Source organism: Nonomuraea sp. NPDC001831, assembly GCF_042892035.1.
GTDB lineage: Bacteria > Actinomycetota > Actinomycetes > Streptosporangiales > Streptosporangiaceae > Nonomuraea.
Genome location: NZ_JBIATU010000002.1, coordinates 609,124 through 630,991, shown reverse-complemented (window position 1 = coordinate 630,991; position 21,868 = coordinate 609,124). Strand labels below are relative to the sequence as shown.

At 73.6% G+C, this 21,868-nt stretch carries 20 protein-coding genes; 14 read left to right on the top strand and 6 right to left on the bottom strand.

Annotated elements, in window-relative coordinates; translation table 11 throughout:
* The first annotated feature begins 2 nt into the window (after positions 1 to 2).
* Positions 3 to 1,199 carry a hypothetical protein gene (locus tag ACFYYW_RS08490; protein ID WP_352322635.1) on the top strand — a complete coding sequence of 399 codons (1,197 nt, stop codon included), beginning with the start codon at positions 3 to 5 and terminating at the stop codon, positions 1,197 to 1,199.
* 72 nt (positions 1,200 to 1,271) lie between these two features.
* Here ACFYYW_RS08490 and ACFYYW_RS08485 read toward each other — a convergent pair whose 3' ends face one another.
* Together ACFYYW_RS08485 and ACFYYW_RS08480 are read right to left on the bottom strand one after the other, a co-directional pair.
* Complete coding sequence (locus ACFYYW_RS08485) at positions 1,272 to 1,811, bottom strand: TetR/AcrR family transcriptional regulator (RefSeq protein WP_387646527.1); 540 nt, start codon at positions 1,809 to 1,811, stop codon at positions 1,272 to 1,274.
* A 3-nt stretch (positions 1,812 to 1,814) separates the two neighbouring features.
* On the bottom strand, positions 1,815 to 2,429 hold the full coding sequence (locus ACFYYW_RS08480; RefSeq protein ID WP_387646525.1) for a LysE family translocator: 615 nt from the start codon (positions 2,427 to 2,429) through the stop codon (positions 1,815 to 1,817).
* A gap of 102 nt (positions 2,430 to 2,531) precedes the next feature.
* Between ACFYYW_RS08480 and ACFYYW_RS08475 the strand changes: the two genes are divergently transcribed.
* The 4 genes from ACFYYW_RS08475 (at position 2,532) to sigJ (ending at position 8,782) form a co-directional block, all read left to right on the top strand.
* Positions 2,532 to 5,270: an AAA family ATPase gene (locus tag ACFYYW_RS08475; RefSeq protein WP_387646522.1), complete on the top strand. Its 2,739-nt coding sequence runs from the start codon at positions 2,532 to 2,534 to the stop codon at positions 5,268 to 5,270.
* Positions 5,271 to 5,541: 271 nt separating this feature from the next.
* Positions 5,542 to 6,366: a hypothetical protein gene (locus ACFYYW_RS08470; RefSeq protein WP_387646520.1), complete on the top strand. Its 825-nt coding sequence runs from the start codon at positions 5,542 to 5,544 to the stop codon at positions 6,364 to 6,366.
* Between the two features lie 172 nt (positions 6,367 to 6,538).
* Positions 6,539 to 7,831 (top strand): ArsB/NhaD family transporter, encoded by a 1,293-nt coding sequence (locus ACFYYW_RS08465; protein ID WP_387646517.1) that lies wholly within the window; start codon positions 6,539 to 6,541, stop codon positions 7,829 to 7,831.
* Between the two features lie 57 nt (positions 7,832 to 7,888).
* The gene (gene sigJ / locus ACFYYW_RS08460) at positions 7,889 to 8,782 is read left to right on the top strand and encodes an RNA polymerase sigma factor SigJ (RefSeq protein ID WP_387646515.1); all 894 of its coding nucleotides are present in this window, start codon (positions 7,889 to 7,891) and stop codon (positions 8,780 to 8,782) included.
* On the opposite strand, the gene ACFYYW_RS08455 is transcribed toward sigJ, so the two are convergent.
* Positions 8,779 to 10,209 (bottom strand): MFS transporter, encoded by a 1,431-nt coding sequence (locus ACFYYW_RS08455; RefSeq protein ID WP_387646512.1) that lies wholly within the window; start codon positions 10,207 to 10,209, stop codon positions 8,779 to 8,781. The genes sigJ and ACFYYW_RS08455 overlap by 4 nt on opposite strands.
* A 69-nt stretch (positions 10,210 to 10,278) precedes the next feature.
* Here ACFYYW_RS08455 and ACFYYW_RS08450 point away from each other — a divergent pair, with 69 nt between their 5' ends.
* The gene (locus ACFYYW_RS08450) at positions 10,279 to 10,767 is read left to right on the top strand and encodes a helix-turn-helix domain-containing protein (RefSeq protein ID WP_352322626.1); all 489 of its coding nucleotides are present in this window, start codon (positions 10,279 to 10,281) and stop codon (positions 10,765 to 10,767) included.
* A 33-nt stretch (positions 10,768 to 10,800) separates the two neighbouring features.
* Here the strand turns inward: ACFYYW_RS08450 and ACFYYW_RS08445 are convergent, their stop codons facing one another.
* Together ACFYYW_RS08445 and ACFYYW_RS08440 are read right to left on the bottom strand one after the other, a co-directional pair.
* Entirely contained in the window at positions 10,801 to 11,649 is an 849-nt protein-coding gene (locus ACFYYW_RS08445; protein ID WP_352322625.1) for an NAD(P)H-binding protein, read from the bottom strand.
* Positions 11,646 to 12,677: a saccharopine dehydrogenase NADP-binding domain-containing protein gene (locus tag ACFYYW_RS08440; RefSeq protein ID WP_387646508.1), complete on the bottom strand. Its 1,032-nt coding sequence runs from the start codon at positions 12,675 to 12,677 to the stop codon at positions 11,646 to 11,648. Before ACFYYW_RS08440 ends, ACFYYW_RS08445 begins: the two co-directional genes overlap by 4 nt.
* A 67-nt stretch (positions 12,678 to 12,744) precedes the next feature.
* Between ACFYYW_RS08440 and ACFYYW_RS08435 the strand changes: the two genes are divergently transcribed.
* The gene (locus ACFYYW_RS08435) at positions 12,745 to 13,347 is read left to right on the top strand and encodes a TetR/AcrR family transcriptional regulator (RefSeq protein WP_387646506.1); all 603 of its coding nucleotides are present in this window, start codon (positions 12,745 to 12,747) and stop codon (positions 13,345 to 13,347) included.
* Here ACFYYW_RS08435 and ACFYYW_RS08430 read toward each other — a convergent pair.
* Positions 13,333 to 13,887, bottom strand: a complete 555-nt coding sequence (locus tag ACFYYW_RS08430) for a hypothetical protein (protein ID WP_387646504.1) — start codon at positions 13,885 to 13,887, stop codon at positions 13,333 to 13,335. The two genes, ACFYYW_RS08435 and ACFYYW_RS08430, sit on opposite strands and share 15 nt — an antisense overlap.
* Positions 13,888 to 13,998: 111 nt before the next feature.
* On the opposite strand from ACFYYW_RS08430, the gene ACFYYW_RS08425 reads away from it, so the two are divergent.
* The 7 genes from ACFYYW_RS08425 (at position 13,999) to ACFYYW_RS08395 (ending at position 21,717) form a co-directional block, all read left to right on the top strand.
* A complete protein-coding gene (locus ACFYYW_RS08425; RefSeq protein ID WP_352322621.1) occupies positions 13,999 to 15,339 on the top strand; it encodes a lanthionine synthetase LanC family protein in 1,341 nt (446 codons plus the stop codon).
* A gap of 350 nt (positions 15,340 to 15,689) precedes the next feature.
* Complete coding sequence (locus ACFYYW_RS08420; RefSeq protein WP_352322620.1) at positions 15,690 to 16,208, top strand: flavin reductase family protein; 519 nt, start codon at positions 15,690 to 15,692, stop codon at positions 16,206 to 16,208.
* Positions 16,205 to 17,116, top strand: coding sequence for a glutathione S-transferase C-terminal domain-containing protein (locus ACFYYW_RS08415; protein WP_387646500.1), 912 nt, complete (start codon positions 16,205 to 16,207; stop codon positions 17,114 to 17,116). The genes ACFYYW_RS08420 and ACFYYW_RS08415 overlap by 4 nt, the downstream gene beginning before the upstream one ends.
* Positions 17,113 to 18,435, top strand: coding sequence for an NtaA/DmoA family FMN-dependent monooxygenase (locus tag ACFYYW_RS08410; RefSeq protein WP_387646498.1), 1,323 nt, complete (start codon positions 17,113 to 17,115; stop codon positions 18,433 to 18,435). The genes ACFYYW_RS08415 and ACFYYW_RS08410 overlap by 4 nt, the downstream gene beginning before the upstream one ends.
* Positions 18,432 to 19,601 carry an LLM class flavin-dependent oxidoreductase gene (locus ACFYYW_RS08405; protein ID WP_352322617.1) on the top strand — a complete coding sequence of 390 codons (1,170 nt, stop codon included), beginning with the start codon at positions 18,432 to 18,434 and terminating at the stop codon, positions 19,599 to 19,601. Before ACFYYW_RS08410 ends, ACFYYW_RS08405 begins: the two co-directional genes overlap by 4 nt.
* Complete coding sequence (locus ACFYYW_RS08400) at positions 19,598 to 20,632, top strand: LLM class flavin-dependent oxidoreductase (RefSeq protein WP_364413656.1); 1,035 nt, start codon at positions 19,598 to 19,600, stop codon at positions 20,630 to 20,632. The genes ACFYYW_RS08405 and ACFYYW_RS08400 overlap by 4 nt, the downstream gene beginning before the upstream one ends.
* Complete coding sequence (locus ACFYYW_RS08395; protein ID WP_387646494.1) at positions 20,629 to 21,717, top strand: LLM class flavin-dependent oxidoreductase; 1,089 nt, start codon at positions 20,629 to 20,631, stop codon at positions 21,715 to 21,717. The genes ACFYYW_RS08400 and ACFYYW_RS08395 overlap by 4 nt, the downstream gene beginning before the upstream one ends.
* Positions 21,718 to 21,868 lie beyond the last annotated feature (151 nt).

Genomic DNA, 21,868 nt, shown 5'->3' with positions numbered 1-21,868 from the left:
ACGTGGACAGTTCGGTATACGTCTTCGCCGAGGACCTGCACGGTGAGGGCGTCGAGCGGGTGCTCGACAGGATCAGCGCGTACGGCGTGGGCGGGGTCACGGTCGGCGCCGTCCACCACGGCGCGCGCGACGTCACCCCGCACGGACTGTCCCGGCTGACCGTCAGGCACGACGGCGTGCACTTCACCCCGCCGGCCGAGCTGTTCGACGGGCTCCGGCTCGCCCCCGTGCCCGGCCACGTCCACGCCCTCGACGGGCTGCGCGAGGCGTGCGCCGGGCGTGGCCTGAAGCTCCACGGCTGGACGGTCTTCCTGCGCAACGCCACGCTCGGCAACGAGCACCCCGACGTGACCGTGCGCGACTGCTTCGGCGACCGCGGCTCGCTCGTCGACCTGTGCCCGGCCCATCCCGACGTGCGCGAATACTCCGTCGCGCTGGCCAGGGCGGTGGCCCGGCTGGGCGTCGAGAGCGTGGTCGCCGAGGCGCTGCACTTCACGCCGGTCGAGCCGCAACGCTCCTTCGTGCAGCTCGGCCCCATGGACACGTTCCTGTTCGGGCTCTGCTTCTGCGACTACTGCATGCGCCGGGCCACCGACCTGGGCGTGAACGCCGAGGTGGCGCGCGAGGAGTGCGCGCGGATCGTGGGCGGCGTCTTCGACGGCGACCCGGCCGCGCAGGGCGAGGTGACCAGGGCGGCGCTCACCGCCTACGCCGGGCCCGAGGTGGTGGCGTACGCGCGGGCGCGCTCGGAGACCGTCACCACGCTGGTCTCCGAGGTGTCGTCGGCGGTCGCGGAAGAGGGCTCCAGGCTGGTCTTCATCGACTCGACCGGAGCGGTGAAGGGCTACCGGGACGGCCTGCCGACGCCGGGCCTGGCCGCCCACGACGCCTGGCAGCTCGGCGTGGACCTGGTGGCGCTGGGCGACCTGGTGCCCGCCTTCGGCGTGCTGGCGTACGCGCGGGACGCGGCGCGGGTGGCCGACGACGTGGGCGCCTACCTGCGGTCGGTGGGCAAGGACCGCGAGGTGCGGGCGGTGCTGCGGCCCGGCTACCCCGACAGCGACTCGACCGACCGCCTGGTGGCCAAGGCCAGGGGCGCGAAGGCGGCGGGCGCGCTGGCGGTCGACTTCTACGCCTACGGTCTGGTGCCGCACCCGGTGCTCGACCGCATCCCGGCCGCCCTGGCCGCCGCCGGCTGACCCGCCCGGCCCCGCTCACCTCGGGCGCAGCCGCTCACCTCGGGTGCAACCGCTCACCTCGGGCGCAGCCGCTCACAGGGTGTCGAGCAGGGCCGAGACGGCCTTCTCGGCGAAGCCGCCGGGCAGCGGCAGGCCGCGGAAGACCGTGCGCATCCACACGGCCCCGCCCAGCAGATCCATGATCAGCAACGGGTCGGCCGATGCGCTCAGCTCACCCCGCCGCACCGCGCGTTCGAACACCACGCGTTCCCGCGCGAACCGGTCGGCGAAGAAGCGGCCGGCGTCGAGCTCGGGATGGCGCACGGCGGCGGCCAGCGCCGCGACCGCGATGTCGCTGCCGGGCGGCTCGGTGAGCAGCCGCCCGATCTGCTCGACCAGCGCCACCAGGTCGCCGCGGAACGACCCGGTGTCCGGCGGCTCGAACGCCAGCACGCCGGACTCGACCAGCGCGGCCCCCAGCAACGCCGCCTTGGACGGCCACCACCGGTAGATCGTCGTCTTGTTGACCCCCGAGCGCTCGGCGACCCCCTCGACGGTCAGCCCGTCGTAGCCCTTCTCCGCGACCAGCCACAGCGTCGCGTCGAAGATCTCCTGCTGCTTCCTCGGCGCCATAGGTCATTTTCTCCCGGCGAACGCCATGGCCACGCCGAGCCCCAGGTAGACGACGCCGCTGACGTACCGCAGGGCCTTGGCGCCCCTGGTCAGGCGGGTGCCGAGGGTGCCGGCGGTGAGGGCGTACACGACGTCGGAGACCAACCCCAGGAGCAGCAGCGTCAGGCCGAACACGACGATCTGCAACGCCGGCGAGCCGGCGCCGGGGTCCACGAAGTGCGGGAGGAAGGCCACGAAGAACAGCGCCACCTTGGGGTTGAGCACGTTGACCAGCACCCCTTCGAGGAAAACCTTGGACAGCGGCTGCACGGGCGGCGTCCCGGCCCGCGCCTCCTTGGCGGTGAAGGCGCGCACGCCCAGGTAGACGAGGTAGGCCACGCCGGCCCACTTGACGACCGCGAAGAGCGTCGCCGACCGCGAGATCACGTACGAGAGCCCGGCCGCGGCGGCGGCGATGTGCACCAGCGTCCCGGTCTCCACGCCGAGCGCGCTGGCCAGCCCGGCGGCCCTGCCCTGGGCCAGGCCCCTGGCGGCGATGTAGAGGTGGTTGGGGCCGGGGACGAGCACCAGGGCGAGCGAGGCCGTCGTGAAGAGCAGGAAAGTCGTCAAGGAGATCACGAAAGAGCAGCGTAGAGGGGGCCCGGCAGCACGATGAGGGCCAATTCCGGGGCGGCCGGGCGGACCAATGGAATGTCACAGGCGCGTGGCACACTTGCTGGCGTGAACGGTCTTCTCGTCGGGCGCTCGGCCGAGCTGTCCAAGCTCGTGCGTGTGCTGGAGGCCGCGGCCGACGGCACGGCCGGGGTCGCGCTCGTCGGCGGCGACGCCGGGATCGGCAAGACCCGCCTGGCCGGTGAGCTGGTCGCCGAGGCCCGCGAGCGGGGCTTCCACGTCATGGTCGGCCAGTGCGCCGAGCTGGGCGACGCGCTGCCCTACCTGCCGCTGGCCGACGCGCTGCGCGGGGCCGAGCCCGGCGTGCGCGAGGCCGTCGCCGCCCATCCCATGCTGGGCCAGCTCCTGCCGGGCCGGGAGAGCGGGGCGCCGTCGGCCGGGCTCACCCAGCAGCGGCTGTTCGGGTCGCTGCTCGGGCTGCTGGCCGACGTCCAGCCGGTGCTGTTCGTGATCGAAGACCTCCACTGGGCCGACCGTTCCACCCGCGACCTGCTGGTCTTCCTCAGCCGCATGCTGCAGAGCGAGCGCGTCTGCGTGGCCGGCACCTACCGCACCGACGACCTCCACCGCCGCCATCCGCTGCGCGCGGTGCTGGCCGAGCTGAAGCGGCTGCCGTCGGTGACGAACGTGGAGCTCGGCCCGCTGGAATCCGGCGAAATGTCGGACTATGTCACCACTCTGGGGCAGGTCGACGCGCAGGAGCTCGGGCTCATCGTCTCGCGCGCCGAGGGCAACCCGTTCTACGCCGAAGAGCTGTTCGCCGCCATGTCCGAGGGCGACAGCCTGCCCGACGGGCTGGCCAGCCTGCTGCTGTCGCGGGTCGAGGTGCTGTCCGAGGCCGGGCAGCGGGTGCTGCGCGCCGCCGCGGTGGCCGGCCGCCGGGTGGAGGACGACCTGCTGCGCGAGGTGGCGGGGCTGCCGCTGGCCGAGTTCGAGGAGGCGGTCAGGGAGATCGTCTCGCGCGGCCTGCTCAAGGTGCACGGCCATGGCTACGCCTTCCGCCACGCCCTGCTGCAGGAGGCCGTCTACACCGACCTGCTGCCCGGCGAGCGCACGCGGCTCCACGCCGACTTCGCCCGGCTGCTCACCTCGCCCGCCGAGCTGGCCCACCACCACCTCGCCAGCCACGACCTGGCCGGGGCGCTCGCCGCCTCGGCGCAGGCGGGCCGCGAGGCCGAGCGGCTGGGCGCGCCCGCCGAGGCGCACAACCACTACGACCAGGCGCTCGGCCTGTGGGACCGCGTCGAGGGCGCCGCCGGGCTGGCCGGCGAGAGCCGGGTCGCGCTGGCCTTCCGCAGCGCCGTCGCGGCGGCCGACAGCGGCGACAACCACCGGGCGATCCACCGGCTGCGCGCGCTGCCCTCGACCTCCGAGGTCGAGGAGCGGCTGGCGTACTACCTCTACGAGACCAACGACCCGCCCGGCGCGATCGCGGCGGCCGAGCGCGCGGTGGAGAGCGCCGAAGACGAGCCGAGCCTCGCCCGTGCCCTCGCCACGCAGGCCCGCACGCTGCTGTGGACGCCGCGCCACCACGAGGTCGAGCCGCTGACCGCGCGCGCCCTGGAGACGGCCCGCGCCTGCGGCGCCGCCGACGCCGAGGTGGGCGCGCTGCTCACGCTGGCCAGCTACGTCGAGCTGCGGGGCGACGTCGCCCGCGCCCACTCGCTGGTCGAGAGCGCCTCCGCCCGGGAGACCGGCGACCTGGCGATGGACCTGCGGGCCCGCTTCCACCACGCCCGCATCCTCTACGAGCAGGGCCTGCTGGCCCAGGCCGCCGAGGTCGCCGACGACGGCATCAAGCTGGCCGTCCACACCGGCCTCAACTGGAGCACCTACGGCACCGACCTGCGCTTCCTGCGCCTGCTCATCCACTACGTCGCCGGCGAGTGGGACGCCGCGGAGGCGGTGGCCGCCGGGTTCGGCGCGCGGGTGGGCACGTTGTCGGAGGCCATCCTGTCGTCCTTCGCCCTGTTCATCGAGGTGGGGCGGGGGCTGCCCGCGGTCGAGGCGCGGCTGGGGTGGCTGCGCCCGTTCTGGCACGACCCGCTGGCCACGTACATGTCGCGGGGCATGGCCGCCGAGCACGCCCTGTGGAACGGCGACCCGGCCGCCGCGCTCGACCACGCCCACGCGGCCATGGCCACGCTCGACGAGGGCGAGTCCGGCACGCTGCGGCTGGCCGCCGTCAGCCTGTGGGCGATGGCCGAGCTGGGCACCACGGAGGGCGCCGACGACCTGCTGGCCCGCGCCCGGTTCGCCGCGACGAGAGGGCCGACCGGCGACGGCGGCCACCTCGGCCCCGAGGGGCAGGCGTGGGCGCTGCGCGTGGAGGCCGACTGGCACCGCCTCCACGGGCGGCTCGACGTCGCGCTGTGGCGCGAGGTGGTCGCGGCCTTCGACTTCGGCTTCGTCTACGAGGTGGCCAGGGCGCGCTGGCGGCTGGCCGAGGCGCTGCTCGCGGCGGGCGAGCGGGAGGCGGCGCAGCAGGAGTGGTCCCTGGCCAAGGAGGCGGCCGGCCGGCTGCGGGCCGCGCCGCTGGAGGCCGCGCTGCTGGAGTTCGGCAGGCGGGCCCGGTTCGGCGGCGGGCAGGCCGAGGGCGGGCTCACCGCGCGCGAGGTCGAGGTGTTGCGGCTGGTCGCCGAGGGGCTGACCAACAAGGAGATCGCCGGGCGGCTGTTCATCGCGCAGAAGACGGTCAGCGTGCACGTCTCCAACATCCTGGCCAAGCTGGAGGTCTCCACCCGTACCCAGGCGGCCGCCGCCGCCCGCGCGCACGATCTCCTGTGATCGCCTGCGCTGCCGGAGGGGCTGAGGCGGACAGGCAGGGGTGAGTCCGTACATCTGGGACGCCACGGGCGGCCATTTGGGGCGATGTTTGCGGTTCGCCTCGTAGCGTCCGAGATCGGGACCTCTCACACCGGAGAGCGATGGCGGGCCCGGCCGGCGGCTCGCGTCGACCCGTCCTGCCGTGACAGGTCGGCCCGCTGCGCCGACCCGTCCTGCCGTGACAGGTCGGCCCGCTGCGCCGACCCGTCCTGCCTCGAAAAGGAGCAGTCTCATGCCTACTCTCGCCACGTCACTGCCCGCCCTGGCCGCGGCCGGGCTGACCGTCCTGGCTCCGGCCGTCGTCCCGGGGGCCGCGCACGCCGCGGCCGTGATCTCCTGCACCGTGTCCGGTCAGGCACAGTACCTGCCGGGGGCGCAGCGGCTGCTGCGCCTGGAACGTTCCGTCAGCCGCCGGGAGCCGTGGAACTGCGTCGACCACGGCGGCACGGGCGTCACGGCGGCCCGGCTCAGAGCCAGCTTCAACGGCGTGACCCCGACCTGCGGCGGACGTACCACGACCAGCACCAGGGGGCGCCTGTCCGGCGACGGCGACGCCTTCGACCGGGTGTTCACCGACCGCGACGCCGACGGCCGCAGCCTGCCCAACCGCATCGTCTACAACCGCGAGGGCCGTAGCCTGGCCGATCGCATCGTGCACGATCGGGACGAGCGCAACCTGGCTGACCGCGTGGTCTACGACCGCGAGCGGTGGGGGCAGTCCGACGGCGTCATCCGCGAGCCCTGGGGGCGGTCCGACGGCGTCATCCGCGACCGCGCCGCCGCCGCCGGGAGCGCCGCGCCCGCGGGCACCGGCACGGTCACCATCGACTGGACCGTCAACGGCACCAGGCAGACCAGCAAGGCCGGCGCGCGCATCGTCGAGATCGTGCGCGACACGGCCAAGGTGACGGGGACGATCCAGTCCGGGCCGTTCAGAGGCAAGGCGTTCACCGGCCGGTTCGACACCTACCTGCTCGGCGGTTCGGGCACGTGCGTGTCGGGCTCGTCCGGCAGCGTGCTGCACGCCGACTTCAAGGGGCAGTTCACCGTCGGCTGACCAGCCACCCACCGGGCGCGACCGGCGCCTGGCCCCGTACGGGCGGCCAGTCCGCCGGTCCCGTCCGGCCGCGCCTGTTGGTAGGTTGTCCTGAGGTGTGCCGGGAAGTCTGGTCGGCGATTCTGTCGTCGATCTCGGAGTTCTCCTTGAAGGCTTTCCCGGGTGGTCCGCCGTGACCGTCACCGCGTGGCTGGCGGTCGCCGTCTTCCTCGTCTCGTACACGCTGATCGCCACCGAGAAGGTGCACCGGGTCGCCGCTGCGCTCGGCGGCGCGGGGATCATGCTGGTGCTGCACGCCACCGACGGCGGCGCGGCCTTCTTCGACGAGCACACCGGCATCGACTGGAACGTCATCTTCCTGCTGCTCGGCATGATGGTCATCGTCGGCGTGCTGAAACAGACGGGCGTCTTCGAGTTCCTGGCCATCTGGGCCGCCAAACGGGCCAGGGGGCGCCCGTTCCGGCTCATGGTGCTGCTGATCCTGATCACCGCGGGCGCGTCGGCGCTGCTGGACAACGTGACCACCGTGCTGCTGATCGCGCCGGTGACCTTCCTGGTCTGCGAGCGGCTGGCGCTGCCGGTGGCGCCGTTCCTCATCGCCGAGGCGATGGCCTCCAACATCGGCGGCACCGCCACCCTGGTCGGCGACCCGCCTAACATCATCATCGCCAGCCGCGGCGGGCTGACCTTCAACGACTTCCTCGCGCACCTCACGCCGCTGATCGTGGTGCTGCTCGTGGTGTTCATCGGGCTGTGCCGGGTGATGTTCCGCCGGTCGTTCCGCTACGACCCCGAGCTGGCGGCCGAGATCATGACGCTCGACGAGCGCGAGGCCATCGCCGACCGCAGGCTGCTGTGGCAGTCGCTGACCGTGCTCGCGGTGGTGATGGCGGCGTTCGTGCTGCATCCCGTGCTGCACTACGAGCCGTCGGTGGTGGCGCTGCTCGGCGCGGGCGTGCTGGTGGCGCTCACCAAGGTGACCACCGAGGAGGCGATCGCCGAGGTCGAGTGGCCCACGCTGGTGTTCTTCGCGGGGCTGTTCGTCATGGTCGGGGCGCTGGTGGAGACCGGGGTCATCGCCCAGGTCTCCCAGGCCGCCGCGCAGGCCACGCACGGCCGGCTCGGGCTGACCACGATGGTCCTGCTGTGGGCCTCGGCGGGCCTTTCCGCCATCGTCGACAACATCCCGTACGTGGCCACCATGAGCCCGATCGTCGCCGACCTCGTCCAGGCCAACGGCGGCGAGGGCCCGGCGCAGGTGTTGTGGTGGGCCCTGGCGCTCGGCGCCGACCTGGGCGGCAACGCCACCGCCGTGGGCGCGGCGGCGAACGTGGTCATCCTCGGCATCGCCGCCCGCAACGGCACCCCGATCAGCTTCTGGCAGTTCACGAAGTACGGTCTGATCGTCACCGCGACGACGGTCGCGCTGGCGACGCCGTACCTGTGGCTGCGTTACCTGGTGTGACGCAGCTCATGTCACACCCGGGGGCCACGAAGGCTCTCAAAGGACATGATGCCTGGAATGACGGACGTTTTCGGCGGCCACAGGGAGCTGCTGTTCTCCATCGTCTACAACATGCTCGGCAGCGTCTCCGACACCGAGGACGTGCTCCAGGACACCTGGCTGGCCTGGTCGTCGCGGAACCCGGACGAGATCGGCAACCCGCGCGCCTACCTGGTGCGCATCGCCGTCAACCAGGCGCTCGCCCACCAGTCGGCGCTGCGCCGCCGCCGCGAGACCTACGTCGGGCCGTGGCTGCCCGAACCGCTGGTCACCGCGGCTGACGGACCGGCCGACGGGGCGGAGGACGTGGTGCGGGGCGAGTCGGTGTCGCTGGCCCTGCTGGTGGTGCTGGAGACGCTGACCCCGCTGGAGCGGGCCGTGTTCGTCCTGCACGAGGTGTTCGCCTTCCAGCACACCGAGATCGCCGGCATGCTCGGCCGCAGCGCCGCCGCCGTACGCCAGCTCGCGCACCGGGCCCGGGAGCACGTCCAGGCCCGGCGCCCGCGTTACCGGGTGGACGCGCACGTCCAGCAGGAGGTGACCGAGCGGTTCGTGGCGGCGGCGTTCGGCGGCGACCTCGACGCGCTGATGGAGCTGCTGGCGCCGGAGGTGACCCTGTGGGCCGACGGCGGCGGCAAGTCCGCGGTGGGCGGGCCGCGTCCGGTCCGGGGTCGCGACAAGGTGGCCCGGCTGCTGGTCGCGCGCACCGCCCAGCCGATGGAAGGGCTGGACATCCAGTACCGGGAGACCAACGGGGACCCCTCGGCGGTGGTGTTCGTGGAGAACGCGCCGTTCGCCGTCATGGTCGTCGATCTGACCTCCGACGGGTCGCAGGTGCGCGACATCTACACGGTCGCGAACCCCGACAAGCTCTCCCGGGTGCGGAAGGAGCCGGGAGCGAGCGCGTCCTAGCCGACGGCCTCGGGCACCGGGCTCTCGACGGGCGCGGCGGCGGCGCGGGCCCGCAGGCCGAACGCGGTCACCAGCACCGCCACGACCGCGGCGGCCACCGGGACGGCCAGGGCGATCCGCAGCGAGTCCAGGGTCGGCGCGGCGCCCCCGCCGAGCGCGGCCACGTTCACGGCGGTGACCGCCGACAGGCCGAGCGCGGTGCCGAACTGCATCGCCGTGTAGAGCAGGCCGCCGGCCAGGCCCTGCCGGTCCTCCGCCACGCCCTCGGTCGCGGCCATGGTCAGCGGGCCGTAGGTCAGCGAGAAGGCCAGGCCGAGCAGGAGCATGGTGGGCAGCATGGCGGCGTACGTCCAGTCCGGGCCGACCGGCAGGAACAGCGCGTACGCCAGCGCCGACAGCACGATCCCGGCGAACAGCACGCGGGCGTTGCCGAACCTGTTGACCAGGCGCGGCGTGAGCGTGGGGGCCAGGACCGTGTCGATGCCGATCACCAGCATGGCCAGTCCGGTCTGCAGGGTGCTCCAGCCGCGCACCTCCTGCAGGTAGAGCGTGGCCAGGAACTGGAACCCGGCGAACGAGGCCAGGAAGAGCAGCGCGCCCAGGTTGGCCCGGACGAGCGAGCCCGAGCGCAGGATGTCCAGCCGGACCAGCGGGTTGGCCGAGCGGCGTTCGATCAGCACGAACAGGGCGAGCAGCAGCAGCCCGGCGGCGAACGTCGCGACGGTGGCGCCGGAGCCGTCCGCGGGCGCCTCCAGGCGGACCACGCCGTACACGAGCAGCAACATCGAGCCGGTGATGGTCAGCGCCCCGGCCAGGTCGAACGAGCCCCGCGCCCGTTCGCCGGAGTCCTTGACCAGCGGGACGGCGGCCAGCAGGATCACCGCCGACAACACCACGGGGGCGAAGAACACCCAGCGCCAGCCGATCGAGGCCAGCAGGCCGCCGGCGACCAGGCCGAGCGAGAAGCCGCCCGCCGCGGTCCCGGCGTACACGCCGAGCGCCTTGGTGCGCTGCGGGCCCTCGGGGAAGGTGCCGGTGACCAGCGCCAGCCCGGCGGGCGCCATGAACGCGGCGGCGACCCCCGTGACGAACCGGGCGACCAGCAACATCCACCCTTCGGTCGCCAGGCCGCCCAGGCCGGAGAAGAGCAGGAACACCGTCAGCCAGGTCAGGAACATGCGGCGGTGGCCGAGCAGGTCGGCGGCCCGGCCGCCCAGCAGCATGAACCCGCCGTAACCCAGCACGTACGCGCTGACCACGCCGCTGAGTGTGCCGGTGGACAGGCCGAGGTCGGCCCGGATCGACGGCAGCGCCACGTTGAGCATGGCCACGTCGATGCCTTCCAGGAAGACGGCCCCCGCCAGGACGAACAGCGCGCTCCACGCGCGCGCCCCCATGCGATCATTCGTGGGAGATGAGGGAGACATGGTGCATTCCTTCCACAATGGTCGGTTCCTTCTTGTAACCAGCAGCATTTTTGGTCACCATTGGGAGACATGGAAGACGGAACTTCGATGTCCCTCGGTCACTGCGGGGATACCGACTACGACGTGCTGCAATGGGACCAGCGGGAGGACTGCGAGGTCAGGCAGATCCTCGACCGGATCGCCGACAAGTGGTCGCTGCAGGTGATCGCGCTGCTCGACCGGCGCAGCCTGCGCTTCACCGAGCTGCGCCGCATGATCGACGGCGTGAGCCAGCGCATGCTGACCAGGACCCTGCGTCACCTGGAGCGCGACGGCCTGGTGAGCCGTACCGTCCATCCGACCGTGCCGCCCCGCGTGGACTACGCGCTGACGCCCCTCGGCGGCACGTTGCACGCCACCATCCGCGCCCTGGTCACCTGGACCGAGGAGCACCAGGGCGAGATCGCCACGGCCCGCGCCGCCTACGACGTACGGGTGGCGGCCGAGCAGGCGGCGGCGGCCGAGGAGGAGGCCGGGCGGGAGGCCGTCGCCCGCGGCGTGCTCGCGGGCCTGCGCTGACCGGCCCGGTGGAGGGGGCCGGCCGGTTCGGGATCAGCGCCGGGCGGCGGCGAACTCGCCGATGGTCACCGGACGGCGCCCGCCGACGCGCTCGATGCTCTCGGTGACCCGGTAGAGCGGGTGGTCGCCGGAGCCGATGAAGCGGAAGATCGCCCACAGGTGCGTCAGGTGCTCGACGGCGTACGGGTCGCGGTACAGGTCGTGCGCCCGCCGCTCCCACTCCTCGGGCGGCAGGTCCGCGTAGCGCACGCCGAGGGCGTCGGCGGCCTCGGCGGCCGTCGCCAGCTGGCCCGTCACCAGGCACACCGGGTCGGCCGGCGCCGGGTCCAGCAGCAGGCCCGCGCCCACCCGCGCCACGTCGGCGGCGGCGACGAGCGGGATCAGCGTGTCCGGCGGGCCCAGCGGGAGGGCCAGCTCGCCGTACGCGTCCGCCACGACGGCCAGGTTCTCGAAGAAGACCGCCGCGCGCAGGTGCACCGCGCCCACCCCCGCCCAGTCGAAGACCTGCTCCGACAGCCAGTGGCGGCGCATGCGCGGCGTGCCGGCCTCGGGCTGGGCGTCGAGCTGGGAGACCTCGACCACCCGCTCGACCCCCTCCTCCCTGGCCGCCGCCGCGAACGCGCTGGTCGCGTCGAGCAGCCCGGCCGTCACCGGATAGGTGAAGTACGCCCGCCGCACCCCGCGCATCGCGGGCCGCACGTCCCTGATCTCGCGCAGGTCGCCGACGACGACGTCCGCGCCGAGCTTGCGCAGCTCGCCGGCGCGCTCGTCGTCGGAGTGCACGAAGGCGCGCACGGCCTGGTCGCGCTGGAGAAGCTGCTCGGCGACCTGTCGGCCGGTGCCGCCCTGGGGGCCGCCGGCCGCGCCCGTGACCAGGATCATCGCCCGCTCCTTCCCGGCAGGGTGAGCCGGAGCAGCCCGAGCGCTTCGAGGTCGCGCAGGAACGGCTCGGCGGGGAACGCCTCGGCCGGGGCGAAGACGCCGGCCCCCGGCCCGTGCCCGGCGGCCAGCCGCACGGCGGCCTCGACCGAGGCCAGCGCGCTGAGCCGCCACAGGTCGCGGCCGGTGATCCGGCCGGCCGCGCCGCCGTCCTCGGTGACGACCTGGACGGCCACGGTGAACTCCGAGGCCGCCCTGGTCTCCGGGTCGGCGGCCTCGCCGGTGAACGCGCCCTCCTCCTCGAAGGTGTGCGCGGTGAGCTGCGCCTCGACCCAGCGGGCCGGCACGTGCCTGGGCACGGTGACGACCTCCGACGACGGGATCGGCGCGATCATCGTGCGCGGGCCGAGCGGCGGCGGGAAGGGGAAGACGGCGTTGCGCGGCTCGACGTACCCGATGTGCTGGGCGCCGTCGCTGAAGGTGATGCGGCGGGTGTCGGCGAACAGCAGCTCGGCGGTCTTGCGCGCGCCGGTGGTCAGCCGCCAGCCGGACACGGCGTACGCGCTGGTCACCCGGTCGATGCCGGTCAGCCCGGCGGACACGGCCGCGGCCAGCAGGTCGCCCATGCCGCCGTAGAAGCTCATGGCCGTGATCATCGTGATGCCCGCGGCCGCGGCGGGCTCGGCCATGGTGTCGAACATCCATTTGGTGTGGTGCTGCTCAAGGGCGTGGTCGACGTAGTGGCAGCCGGACGCCGCCGCGGCGCGGGCCACGGGCCGGCCGGTGTCGGTGAAGGGCCCGGCGCAGTGGACCAGCACGCCGGCCTCGGCGGTGAGGGCCCGCAGGGCGTCGGCGTCGTCGAGCGGGGCCTCGTGCACGCGGGCTCCGCCGAGCTCGTCGGAGACGGCCTTGAGCCGGGCGGCGTCGCGGCCGGCCAGGATCACCTCCAGGCCGCGGGCGCGTAATTCCGCCGCCACCAGGCGTCCGGTATGACCACTTGCTCCGTAGACGGCGATGGGTTCTGCGGACATGATGGGCCTCCGTGTTCCATACTTCTGGTACGCGATTCGAACATACGTACTAGGAGTATGGAAGTCAATGAGCCGCCGCACCCAGGCAGAACGCACGGACGAGACGACGGCGCGCCTGGTGGGCGCCGCGCGCCGGCTGTTCGGCGAGAACGGCTACGCCGACACCTCGATCGACGCCGTCGCCGCCCGCGCGGGGGTGACCAAGGGGGCCGCGTACCACCACTTCGGCGGCAAGCCGGCGCTGTTCCGGGCGGCGTTCACCGGCGAGCTGGCCGAGGTCGCGGCGGCCCTGGAGCACGCCGGAGCCCAGGAGGACGACCCGCTGGCGGCGCTGCGCCGGGGCCTGCGCACCTTCCTGGAGCACTGCCTCGAGCCGGGCTTCCGGCAGATCGTGCTGCTCGACGCGCCCTCGGTGCTGGGCTGGGAGACCGCCCGCGCGATCGAGTACGACCACCTGCTCCGCGTGCTGGTAGGCGGCCTGCGCCGGGCCGCCGACGGCGGGCGGATCGAGGGCGGGAACGTGCCCGCCCGCGCGCAGCTCGTGTTCGGCGCGGTCTGCGAGGGCGGCATGCTGCTGGCCCGCTCCGCCGACCCGGACGCCGACCTGCCGCTGATCGCCGCCGAGCTGGACCGGCTGCTGTCGGCGCTGCGGCCCTCAGTGGCCGGTTGAGTGGCCGGTCCGGTGACGGGGGGCGTGCGGCGGCGCGTGGCCCGGCGCCGCCGGAGTGGCCGCGGGGCCGGTCGAATGGGCGGGGGACTGGGTCGCGTTCTGCTTCACGGGCACGAGCACGCGCACGGCCCCGGCGTCGCGGAAGGTGAAGGTCATCGGCACGGTGGTGCCGCGTACGCCGGTGACCGTGCCGAGCGGCTGGTCGCCCGCGCCCACGGGCTGGCCGGGCCGGATGTCGGCGGCGGCGCCGGAGAGCTGCACCGAGCCGCCGCCGTCGACGGTGATCCGCTGGAGCTGGTCGGGCTTGTGGCCGTCGTTGATCAGCACGGCGTAGAGGTTCTGCTCGGCGGCGGGCGAGGTCGGAGTGGCCGCCTGGCCGGCGGCGGCCCGCAGGTGGGCGTTGCGCACGTGCATGACGCCCTTGGCGTCGGCGTTCGCGCCCTCGTTCTGCGGCAGGTGCTGCCCCGTGTCGTAGCCGGTGTTCGTGCAGCCCGTGACGCCCAGGGCCAGGATCGCGGCGCAGATGATGGGACGCTTCACGACGCCCTCCCCGTTCGATACTCGACGTCACCGTTCCGTTACCCGCGATGATGGAGGCGAACCCTTGAGGAAAAGGCCGATTTTCCTACCGGAAGTGTGGGAGAATGGAGTATGGGCTTGGACCGGACCCGCTCGCCGAGTGAGCGCGCCGAGACTCCGCTGACCGCCGCGATCATGGCGGGCCGCTGGATCCGCACCGCCGCAGTCGACGACGGCAGAGGCCGTCACTGGCGTGCCAACCCCGACCCCCGTGGCAGGTCGGCCGCCGCCGGCGACTCCGCGTCCCTGTACGCGGGCGCGGCCGGCATCGTGCTGTTCTTCCTGGAACTGGCCGCCGCGACCGGCCACGAGGCGTACCTGGACGACGCCCGCAGAGGCGCCCGCTACCTGGCCGCCACCTGGCGCGAACGCCCCGACCTGACCCTCTACCACGGCCTGACCGGCACGCTCGTCGCGCTGATCGAGGCCGGCTGGGCCTTCGGCGACGGCGTCTTCGAGGAGGAGGCCGTCGCGGTGGCCGACGCGATCGTGCGCGCCGCGCGCCCGCTGGACGGCGGCCCCGGCTGGACACGCGAGCCCGCCCAGCGCGGCGACGGCGGCATCGTCCTGGGGTTGCTCCAGGCCGCCGCCGCGCTCGGCGTGCGCGGCTACGAGGAGACGGCGGTGGCGGCGGGCGAGCGCATCGCCGGGCTCGCCGTGCCCGGCCATCGTTTCGGCGACTGCGCCGACCTGCCCCTCGACGCCGTCACCCCGGGCTTCCTGTCCGGCACGGCGGGCACCGCCTTCCTGCTGGCCAGGCTCTACGGCGTCACGGGCGAGCGGCGTTTCCTGGAGGCGGCCGCCCGTGGCGCGGGCTTCGTGCGCGAGGTGAGCGCGGTGGCGGGCCGGTGCGCCGTCGTCCCGCACCACGTGCCGCAGGGGCGCGAGCTGCACTACCTGGGCTTCTGTTCGGGCTCGGCGGGCGTGGCCCGGATGTTCTACGAGCTGCACCGGGTCACCGGCGACCCCGGCCACCTCGACTGGGTCGAACGGCTCGCGCACGGCGTCGTCGAGAGCGGCGCCCCCCTCCGGCAGACCGACGGCTTCTGGAACGTGGCCTGTCAGTGTTGCGGCGCGGCCGGGCTGCTCGAACTGTTCGTCGGCCTGTGGGCGGCCACCGGCGACGAAACCCGCCTCGCGCAGGCCCAGGTGCTCGCCGGGCACCTCATCGGGCGCGGCGACAACCACGACGGCCAGGGGTTCCGCTGGTACCAGGCGTACCGGCGGCTGCGGCCGGGCGAGGTGAGCGCGGACACCGGGTACATGGTCGGCGCGGCCGGCATCGGGGCCGCCCTGCTCCACCTCGACGCCGCCATGCAGCCCCGGCAGGCGCGCCGGGTCATCCTGCTGCCGGACAACCCTTTCCCGGCGATCCCGGTGCCGCCCGCCAAACTTCGCGATTCATCCCAATAGGTATTCCCTTTAAAACCAGTAGGGAATATTGACTTGAGGCTCGCGGCGGCCTAGCGTCGTTGGCATGAGCCAGGGCACTCTCCTGACCAGGCGCCCGCACGTGGACTTCGGTCACGTCGCCAGCGCCCAGTGTCGTTGATCACGGACCAGCAGCCGCCCGCCTTCCCTTGAGCGCTCCAGCGTGGCCGACGCCGTCCACGCCTCCGCTGACGAACCCCTTGCGTGCCCCCTTCCCGGCGCTCCCGGCCCGGCCGCCGGGAGCGGCGTGAGCACGCCCTCTCTCCCGTGAGGAGCCTTTCCGTGATCGCAATCAGACCCCTCCGCCGGTACGCACGAGCGGAGGCCGGCGCATGACCGACACCCTGCCCGACCAGCAGGCCGTCGGCGCCGACGTGTTCCGTCAGGCGCTCGCCGTGCACGCCAGCGGAGTGGTGGTGATCACCGCGCAGAGCGACGGCATCCCCGTGGGGCTCACCGCCACCTCGTTCTCCTCGGTCAGCCTCGACCCGCCGCTCGTCTCGTTCTACGTGGACCAGTCCTCCACCACCTGGCCGTGGCTGCAGGGGGCCGACCACTTCGCGGTCAACATCCTGGCCAGCGACCAGGCCGAGCTGGCGGCGCGGTTCGCGCGCAAGGGGGTGGACAGGTTCGCCGCGCCCACGCGGTGGCGGGCGGGGCCGCTGGGCGCGCCGCTGCTCCAGGACGTCTCCGCCCACCTGATCTGCCTGCCGTACGAGACCGTCGAGGTCGGCGACCACGTGCTGGTCGTCGGCCTGGTGGCCGAGGCGGCCACGCACAGCGCCGGCCGCCCGCTGCTCTACCACCAGGGCCGGTTCGGCCGCTTCCTACCCCACCAGGAGAACCTGTGACCGCCACCACCGGCACGCCGGTCTACGCCGGCCCGCTCGACCGCGTCGCCTACGGCCGTTACGGCCCCGGCCGCCTGCACCTGTCGGCCGGCTGGGACCGCCCGGTCTACCCCTTCCAGGACCGCGTCACCGCCGACGGTACCAGCGGCTACCGCGCCGAGCCCGGCCGCTACCACGTCTATGCCGCCTGGACCTGCCCCTACGCCCAGCGCGTCGCGATCGTCCGCAAGCTCAAGCGCCTGGAGGACGTCGTCTCGCTGTCGTACGTGGACGACGAGCGCGACGGCCGGGGCTGGGCCTTCAGGGAGCGCAGGGGCCCGGACCCGGTCAACGGGTTCGCCTTCCTGGAGCAGGCCTACGACGCCACCGAGAAGGGCTACCCGGGCCACATCTCGGTGCCCGTGCTCTGGGACAGGGCGCGGCGCAGGATCGTCAGCAACAACTTCCCCGACATCACCATCGACCTGGCCACCCAGTTCGAGAAGTGGGCCGACACCTCGGTCGACCTCTACCCCGAGCACCTGCGCGCCGAGATCGACAAGCTGAACGCGTGGATCTACCACGACGTCAACACCGGCGTCACCCGGGTGGCCCCCGCCGGCACCGAGGCCGCCCGCGAGGAGGAGCGCCACCGCGTCGTCGCGGCCCTGGAACGCCTGGACGAACGCCTGGCCGAGCAGCGCTTCCTGACCGGCGACACGATCACCGAGGCGGACGTGCGGCTGTGGGTGACGCTGGCCAGGTTCGACGCGCTGCACAACCGCGAGCACCTCATCAGCGAGCGCGAGCTGCCCGACTTCGAGCACCTCTGGGGCTACGCCCGCGACCTCTACCAGCGCCCGGCGTTCGGCGAGACCATCGAGGGCCTGCCCGCCGTCTGGGACAGGCCGCACGGGCGGGGCCGGTGACGCGCAAGAGGCAGGTGCACCTCGCCGCGCACTTCCCCGGCGTGAACAACACCACCGTGTGGGCCGACCCCCGGTCGGGCAGCCAGATCGACTTCGCCTCGTTCGTCCACCTCGCCAGGACGGCCGAGCGCGGCACGTTCGACTTCTTCTTCCTGGCCGAGGGGCTGCGGCTGCGCGAGCTCAAGGGCCGCATCCACGACCTGGACGTGGTCGGCAGGCCCGAGGCGCTGACCGTGCTCAGCGCCCTGGCCGCGGTGACCTCGCGGCTCGGGCTCGCGGGCACGGTCAACGCCACCTTCAACGAGCCGTACGAGCTGGCCAGGCGGCTGTCCACGCTCGACCACCTGAGCGAGGGCCGGGCCGCCTGGAACGTGGTGACCACCTCCGACGCCTTCACCGGCGAGAACTTCCGCCGCGGCGGCTTCCTCGACCCCGCCGACCGGTACCGGCGGGCCGAGGAGTTCGTCCGGCTGTCGCGCGAGTTGTGGGACTCCTGGCAGCCGGACGCCGTGCTCGCCGACCAGGACGCCGGCCGCTTCCTGCGGGAGGGCGCGATCGGCACGGTCAGCCACCGGGGCAGGCACTTCACCGTCGAGGGCCGGTTCACGCTGCCGCGCTCCCCGCAGGGCCACCCGGTGATCATCCAGGCCGGCGACTCGGACGACGGCCGCGAGTTCGCCGCCGCCCACGCCGACGTGGTCTTCACCCCGCACGGCAGGCTGGAGGACGGCAGGCGCTTCTACGCCGACGTCAAGGGCCGCCTGGCCCGGTACGGCCGGAAGCCGCAGCAGCTCAAGATCATGCCCGGCGTGACGTTCGCGCTGGGCGACACCGACGAGGAGGCCGCCGAGAACGCGGCCAGGATCCGGCGGCAGCAGGTCGGGCCGCAGACCGCGATCGCGTTCCTGGAGCAGGTGTGGGGGCGCGACATGTCAGCCTTCGACCCCGATGGACCGTTCCCCGACGTCGAGCCGGACCTGACCCAGGGCGTCTCCCAGGGACGGGTGCCGATCAAGGACCGCGCCGCGGTGGCGGCCAAATGGCGGGCGCTGGCCGCGGAGAAGGGGCTGAGCATCCGCGAGCTGGTGATCGAGGTCACCGGGCGGCAGACGTTCGTCGGCACCCCGGAGGGCGTGGCCCGGCAGATGGACGAGCACGTGCAGGCCGGCGCCGCCGACGGCTTCATCCTCGTCCCGCACCTGACCCCCGGCGGCCTGGACGAGTTCGTCGACCGGGTGGTGCCGGCGCTGCGCGAACGCGGCGTCTTCCGCGCCGAGTACACCGGGACCACCCTGCGCGAGCACCTGGAGCTGTCATGACGCTGCACCTGGCCGTGGCGCTGGACGGCGCCGGCTGGCACCCCGCCGCCTGGCGGGCGGCCCCCGCCGCGCGGCTCTTCTCGGCCGGTCACTGGGCGGGGCTGGTCGCCGAGGCCGAGCGCGGGCTGCTCGACTTCGTCACCTTCGAGGACGCCCTGGGCCTGCAGTCCACCCGGCCCGACGGCCCCGACGACCGCACCGACCAGGTGCGCGGCCGGTTCGACGCGGTGCTGCTCGCGGCCCGGCTGGCGCCGCTGACCACCCGGATCGGCCTGGTCCCGACGGCCACCACCACGCACACCGAGCCGTTCCACGTGGCCATCGGCATCGCCACGCTGGACCACGTCAGCGGCGGCCGGGCGGGCTGGCGGCCGCAGGTCTCGGCGCGGGCGAGCGAGGCGGCCCACTTCGGCCGCCGCCGGTTCGCCCCGCTCGACGTGGTGCTGAACCGGCCCGGCGGGGTGGACCTGTCGGCCGACCCGCACGTCCGCGCCCTGTTCGCCGAGGCCGCCGACGCCGTGGAGGTGGCCCGGCGGCTCTGGGACAGCTGGGAGGACGACGCCGAGATCAGGGACGTGGCCACCGGCCGGTTCGTCGACCGCGGCAAACTCCACCACATCGACTTCGAGGGCGGGTTCTTCTCGGTGCGGGGGCCGTCCATCACGCCCAGGTCGCCGCAGGGGCAGCCGGTGGTGGCCGCGCTGGCCCACGCGCGGCTGCCGTACGAGTTCGCGGCGGGCGCGGCCGACGTCGTCTTCGTCACGCCGCGCTCGGCCGAGCACGCGCGGGAGATCGTCGAGGAGGTCCGGGGGCTCTCCGGCGACCTGCGGATCTTCGCCGACCTGCTGGTCTTCCTGGGCCCGGACGCGGCCCGGCGCAAGGCGCGGCTCGACGAGCTGGACGGGGCCGAACTGACCTCCGACGCGGCCATCTTCGCCGGGACCGCGGGGGAGCTGGCCGGCCTGCTGCTGGAGTGGCGGCGGGCCGGGATCGAGGGCTTCCGGCTGCGGCCGGGGGCGGTGCCGTACGACCTGGAGCGGATCAGCCGGGAGCTGACGGCCGAGCTGCGCGGGCGCGGGGCCTTCAGGAGCGGGTACGAGGCCCGGACGTTACGCGGGCTGCTCGGCCTGCCGCGCCCGGCGAGCAGGTACGCGGAGGTGTCATGAAATTTTTGGGCATCACATTGATCGTCCACAGCGACGGCCGGTCACCCACGGAACGGTTCCGCGAGGTCGTCGAGACCGCCGTGCTCTTCGAGGAGCTGGGCTTCGACGGCTTCGGCGTGGGCGAGCGGCACGAGCGGCCCTTCATCTCCTCCTCGCCCCCGGTCGTGCTCAGCCACATCGCCGCCAGGACGTCCAGGATCAGGCTGTTCACCGCGGTCACCACGCTGAGCCTGCTCGACCCGGTCCGCGCCTACGAGGACTACGCCACGCTCGACCACCTGTCCGGCGGCCGGCTCGAACTGATCGTCGGCAAGGGCAACGGCGCGGCGCAGGCCAGGCTCTTCCACGTCACCGCCGCGGACCAGTGGGAGCGCAACCGCGAGGCGTACGAGCTGTTCCGCCGCCTGTGGCGGGAGGACCGGGTCACCTGGCAGGGCCGCTTCCGCCCCGCGCTGACCGGCGCCGAGACCTGGCCGCGCCCGCTGCAACAGCCGATCAGGGTCTGGCACGGCAGCGCGACCAGCAAGGAGTCGGTCGAGCTGGCCGCCCGCCACGGCGACCCGCTGTTCTCGGCCAACGTCACCAACCCCATCGAGCCCTACGCCGAGCTGATCGACCACTACCGCGAACGCTGGGCCCATCACGGCCACGACCCCGCCGACGCCCTGGTCGGGGCGGGCAGCGCGGGCTACTACGCGGCCCGCACCTCGCAACGGGCGCTGGCCGAGTACCGGCCGATCTACCAGGCCCGCCTGGAGACGTTCCGGCGGGCCGGCGTGGAGCCGGTCTTCCCCACCCTGGAGGACGCCATCGAACGCGGCTCGATCCTGGTCGGCAGCCCGCAGCAGATCATCGACAAGGTGCTGCGCTACCACAAGCGCTTCGGGCACGAGGTCATGCACATCCCCGCCGACGCCGACGGCCTGACGCCGGGGCAGCACCGGCAGACGCTGGAGCTGTTCCAGACCGAGATCGCGCCGGCGCTGCGCGCGGAGATCCCCAGCCGTCCGTTCCCGGGGAGCGCGTCATGACTCTGTCCATTCTCGATCTGGCCCCCATCAGCTCGGGCGGCACCGCGGGCCAGGCGTTGCGCGACACGATCGAGCTCGCCCGCCGCGCGGAGGAGCTCGGCTACGCCCGTTACTGGCTGGCCGAGCACCACTTCGCCCCGGGCGTGGCCGGCTCGGCCCCCGCCGTGCTGATCGGGCTGGTGGCGGCGGCCACCTCGACGATCAGGGTCGGCTCGGGAGCCGTGCAGCTCGGCCACCGGACGCCGGTGTCCGTGGTCGAGGAGTTCGGGATCATCGACGCGCTGCATCCGGGCCGGCTCGATCTGGGCATCGGCCGCTCGGGGCGGCGCGGGGCCGAGCCGGCTCCCGCACGTCCCGCGAGCAAGGAGGCCAGGGTGGTGGACGGGCTGCTCATCCCGCCGCCCTTCGACTGGTCGCGGCTGGCCAGGATCCCTCGCCTGGCCTTCCAGGCGAGCCTGCTCCAGCAGCCCGGAGCGGTGACGCCCGACTTCGCCGACCAGGTCGACGAGGTGCTGGCCCTGCTCGGCGGCACCCACGAGGCGCACGTGACGCCCGGCGAGGGGGCCGATGTCCAGGTGTGGATCCTGGGCAGCAGCGGCGGGCAGAGCGCCCGGGTGGCGGGGGAGCGCGGGTTGCCGTTCGCGGCCAACTACCACGTCAGCCCGTCGAGCGTGCTGGAGGCCGTGGAGGCGTACCGGGAGGCGTTCAAGCCGTCGGACGAGCTGGCCGAGCCGTACGTGATCGTGTCGGCCGACGCGGTGGTGGCCGAGGACGAGGCCAGGGCGCGTGAGCTGGCCTCGCCGTACGGCTTGTGGGTGCGCAGCATCAGGACGGGGGCGGGCGCGATGCCGTACCCGACGCCGCAGGAGGCGGCCCGGCACGTCTGGACCGAGGCCGACCGCGAGCTGGTCAAGGACCGGATCGACACCCAATTCGTCGGCACGCCGCGCGCCGTGGCCGAGGGGCTGCGCGTGCTGCGCCGGGTCACCGGGGCCGACGAGCTGCTGGTCACCACCATCACCCACGACCCGGCCGACCGCGTGCGCTCCTACGAACTGCTCGCCGAAGCCTGGCAACGCCGGTAATCCGGAAGGCCCGTGACGCGGACGCGCCCGTGAGCTCCGGAGCCCGGCGTGCCCGCGTCACGTGCGGACCGAAACCCCTGGTGGCTTCGGTCGCGCGCATGCTGTAGCCTTTTCCTACTTTTTAGGTATGTTTTGTCTGAAAGGCAGTACC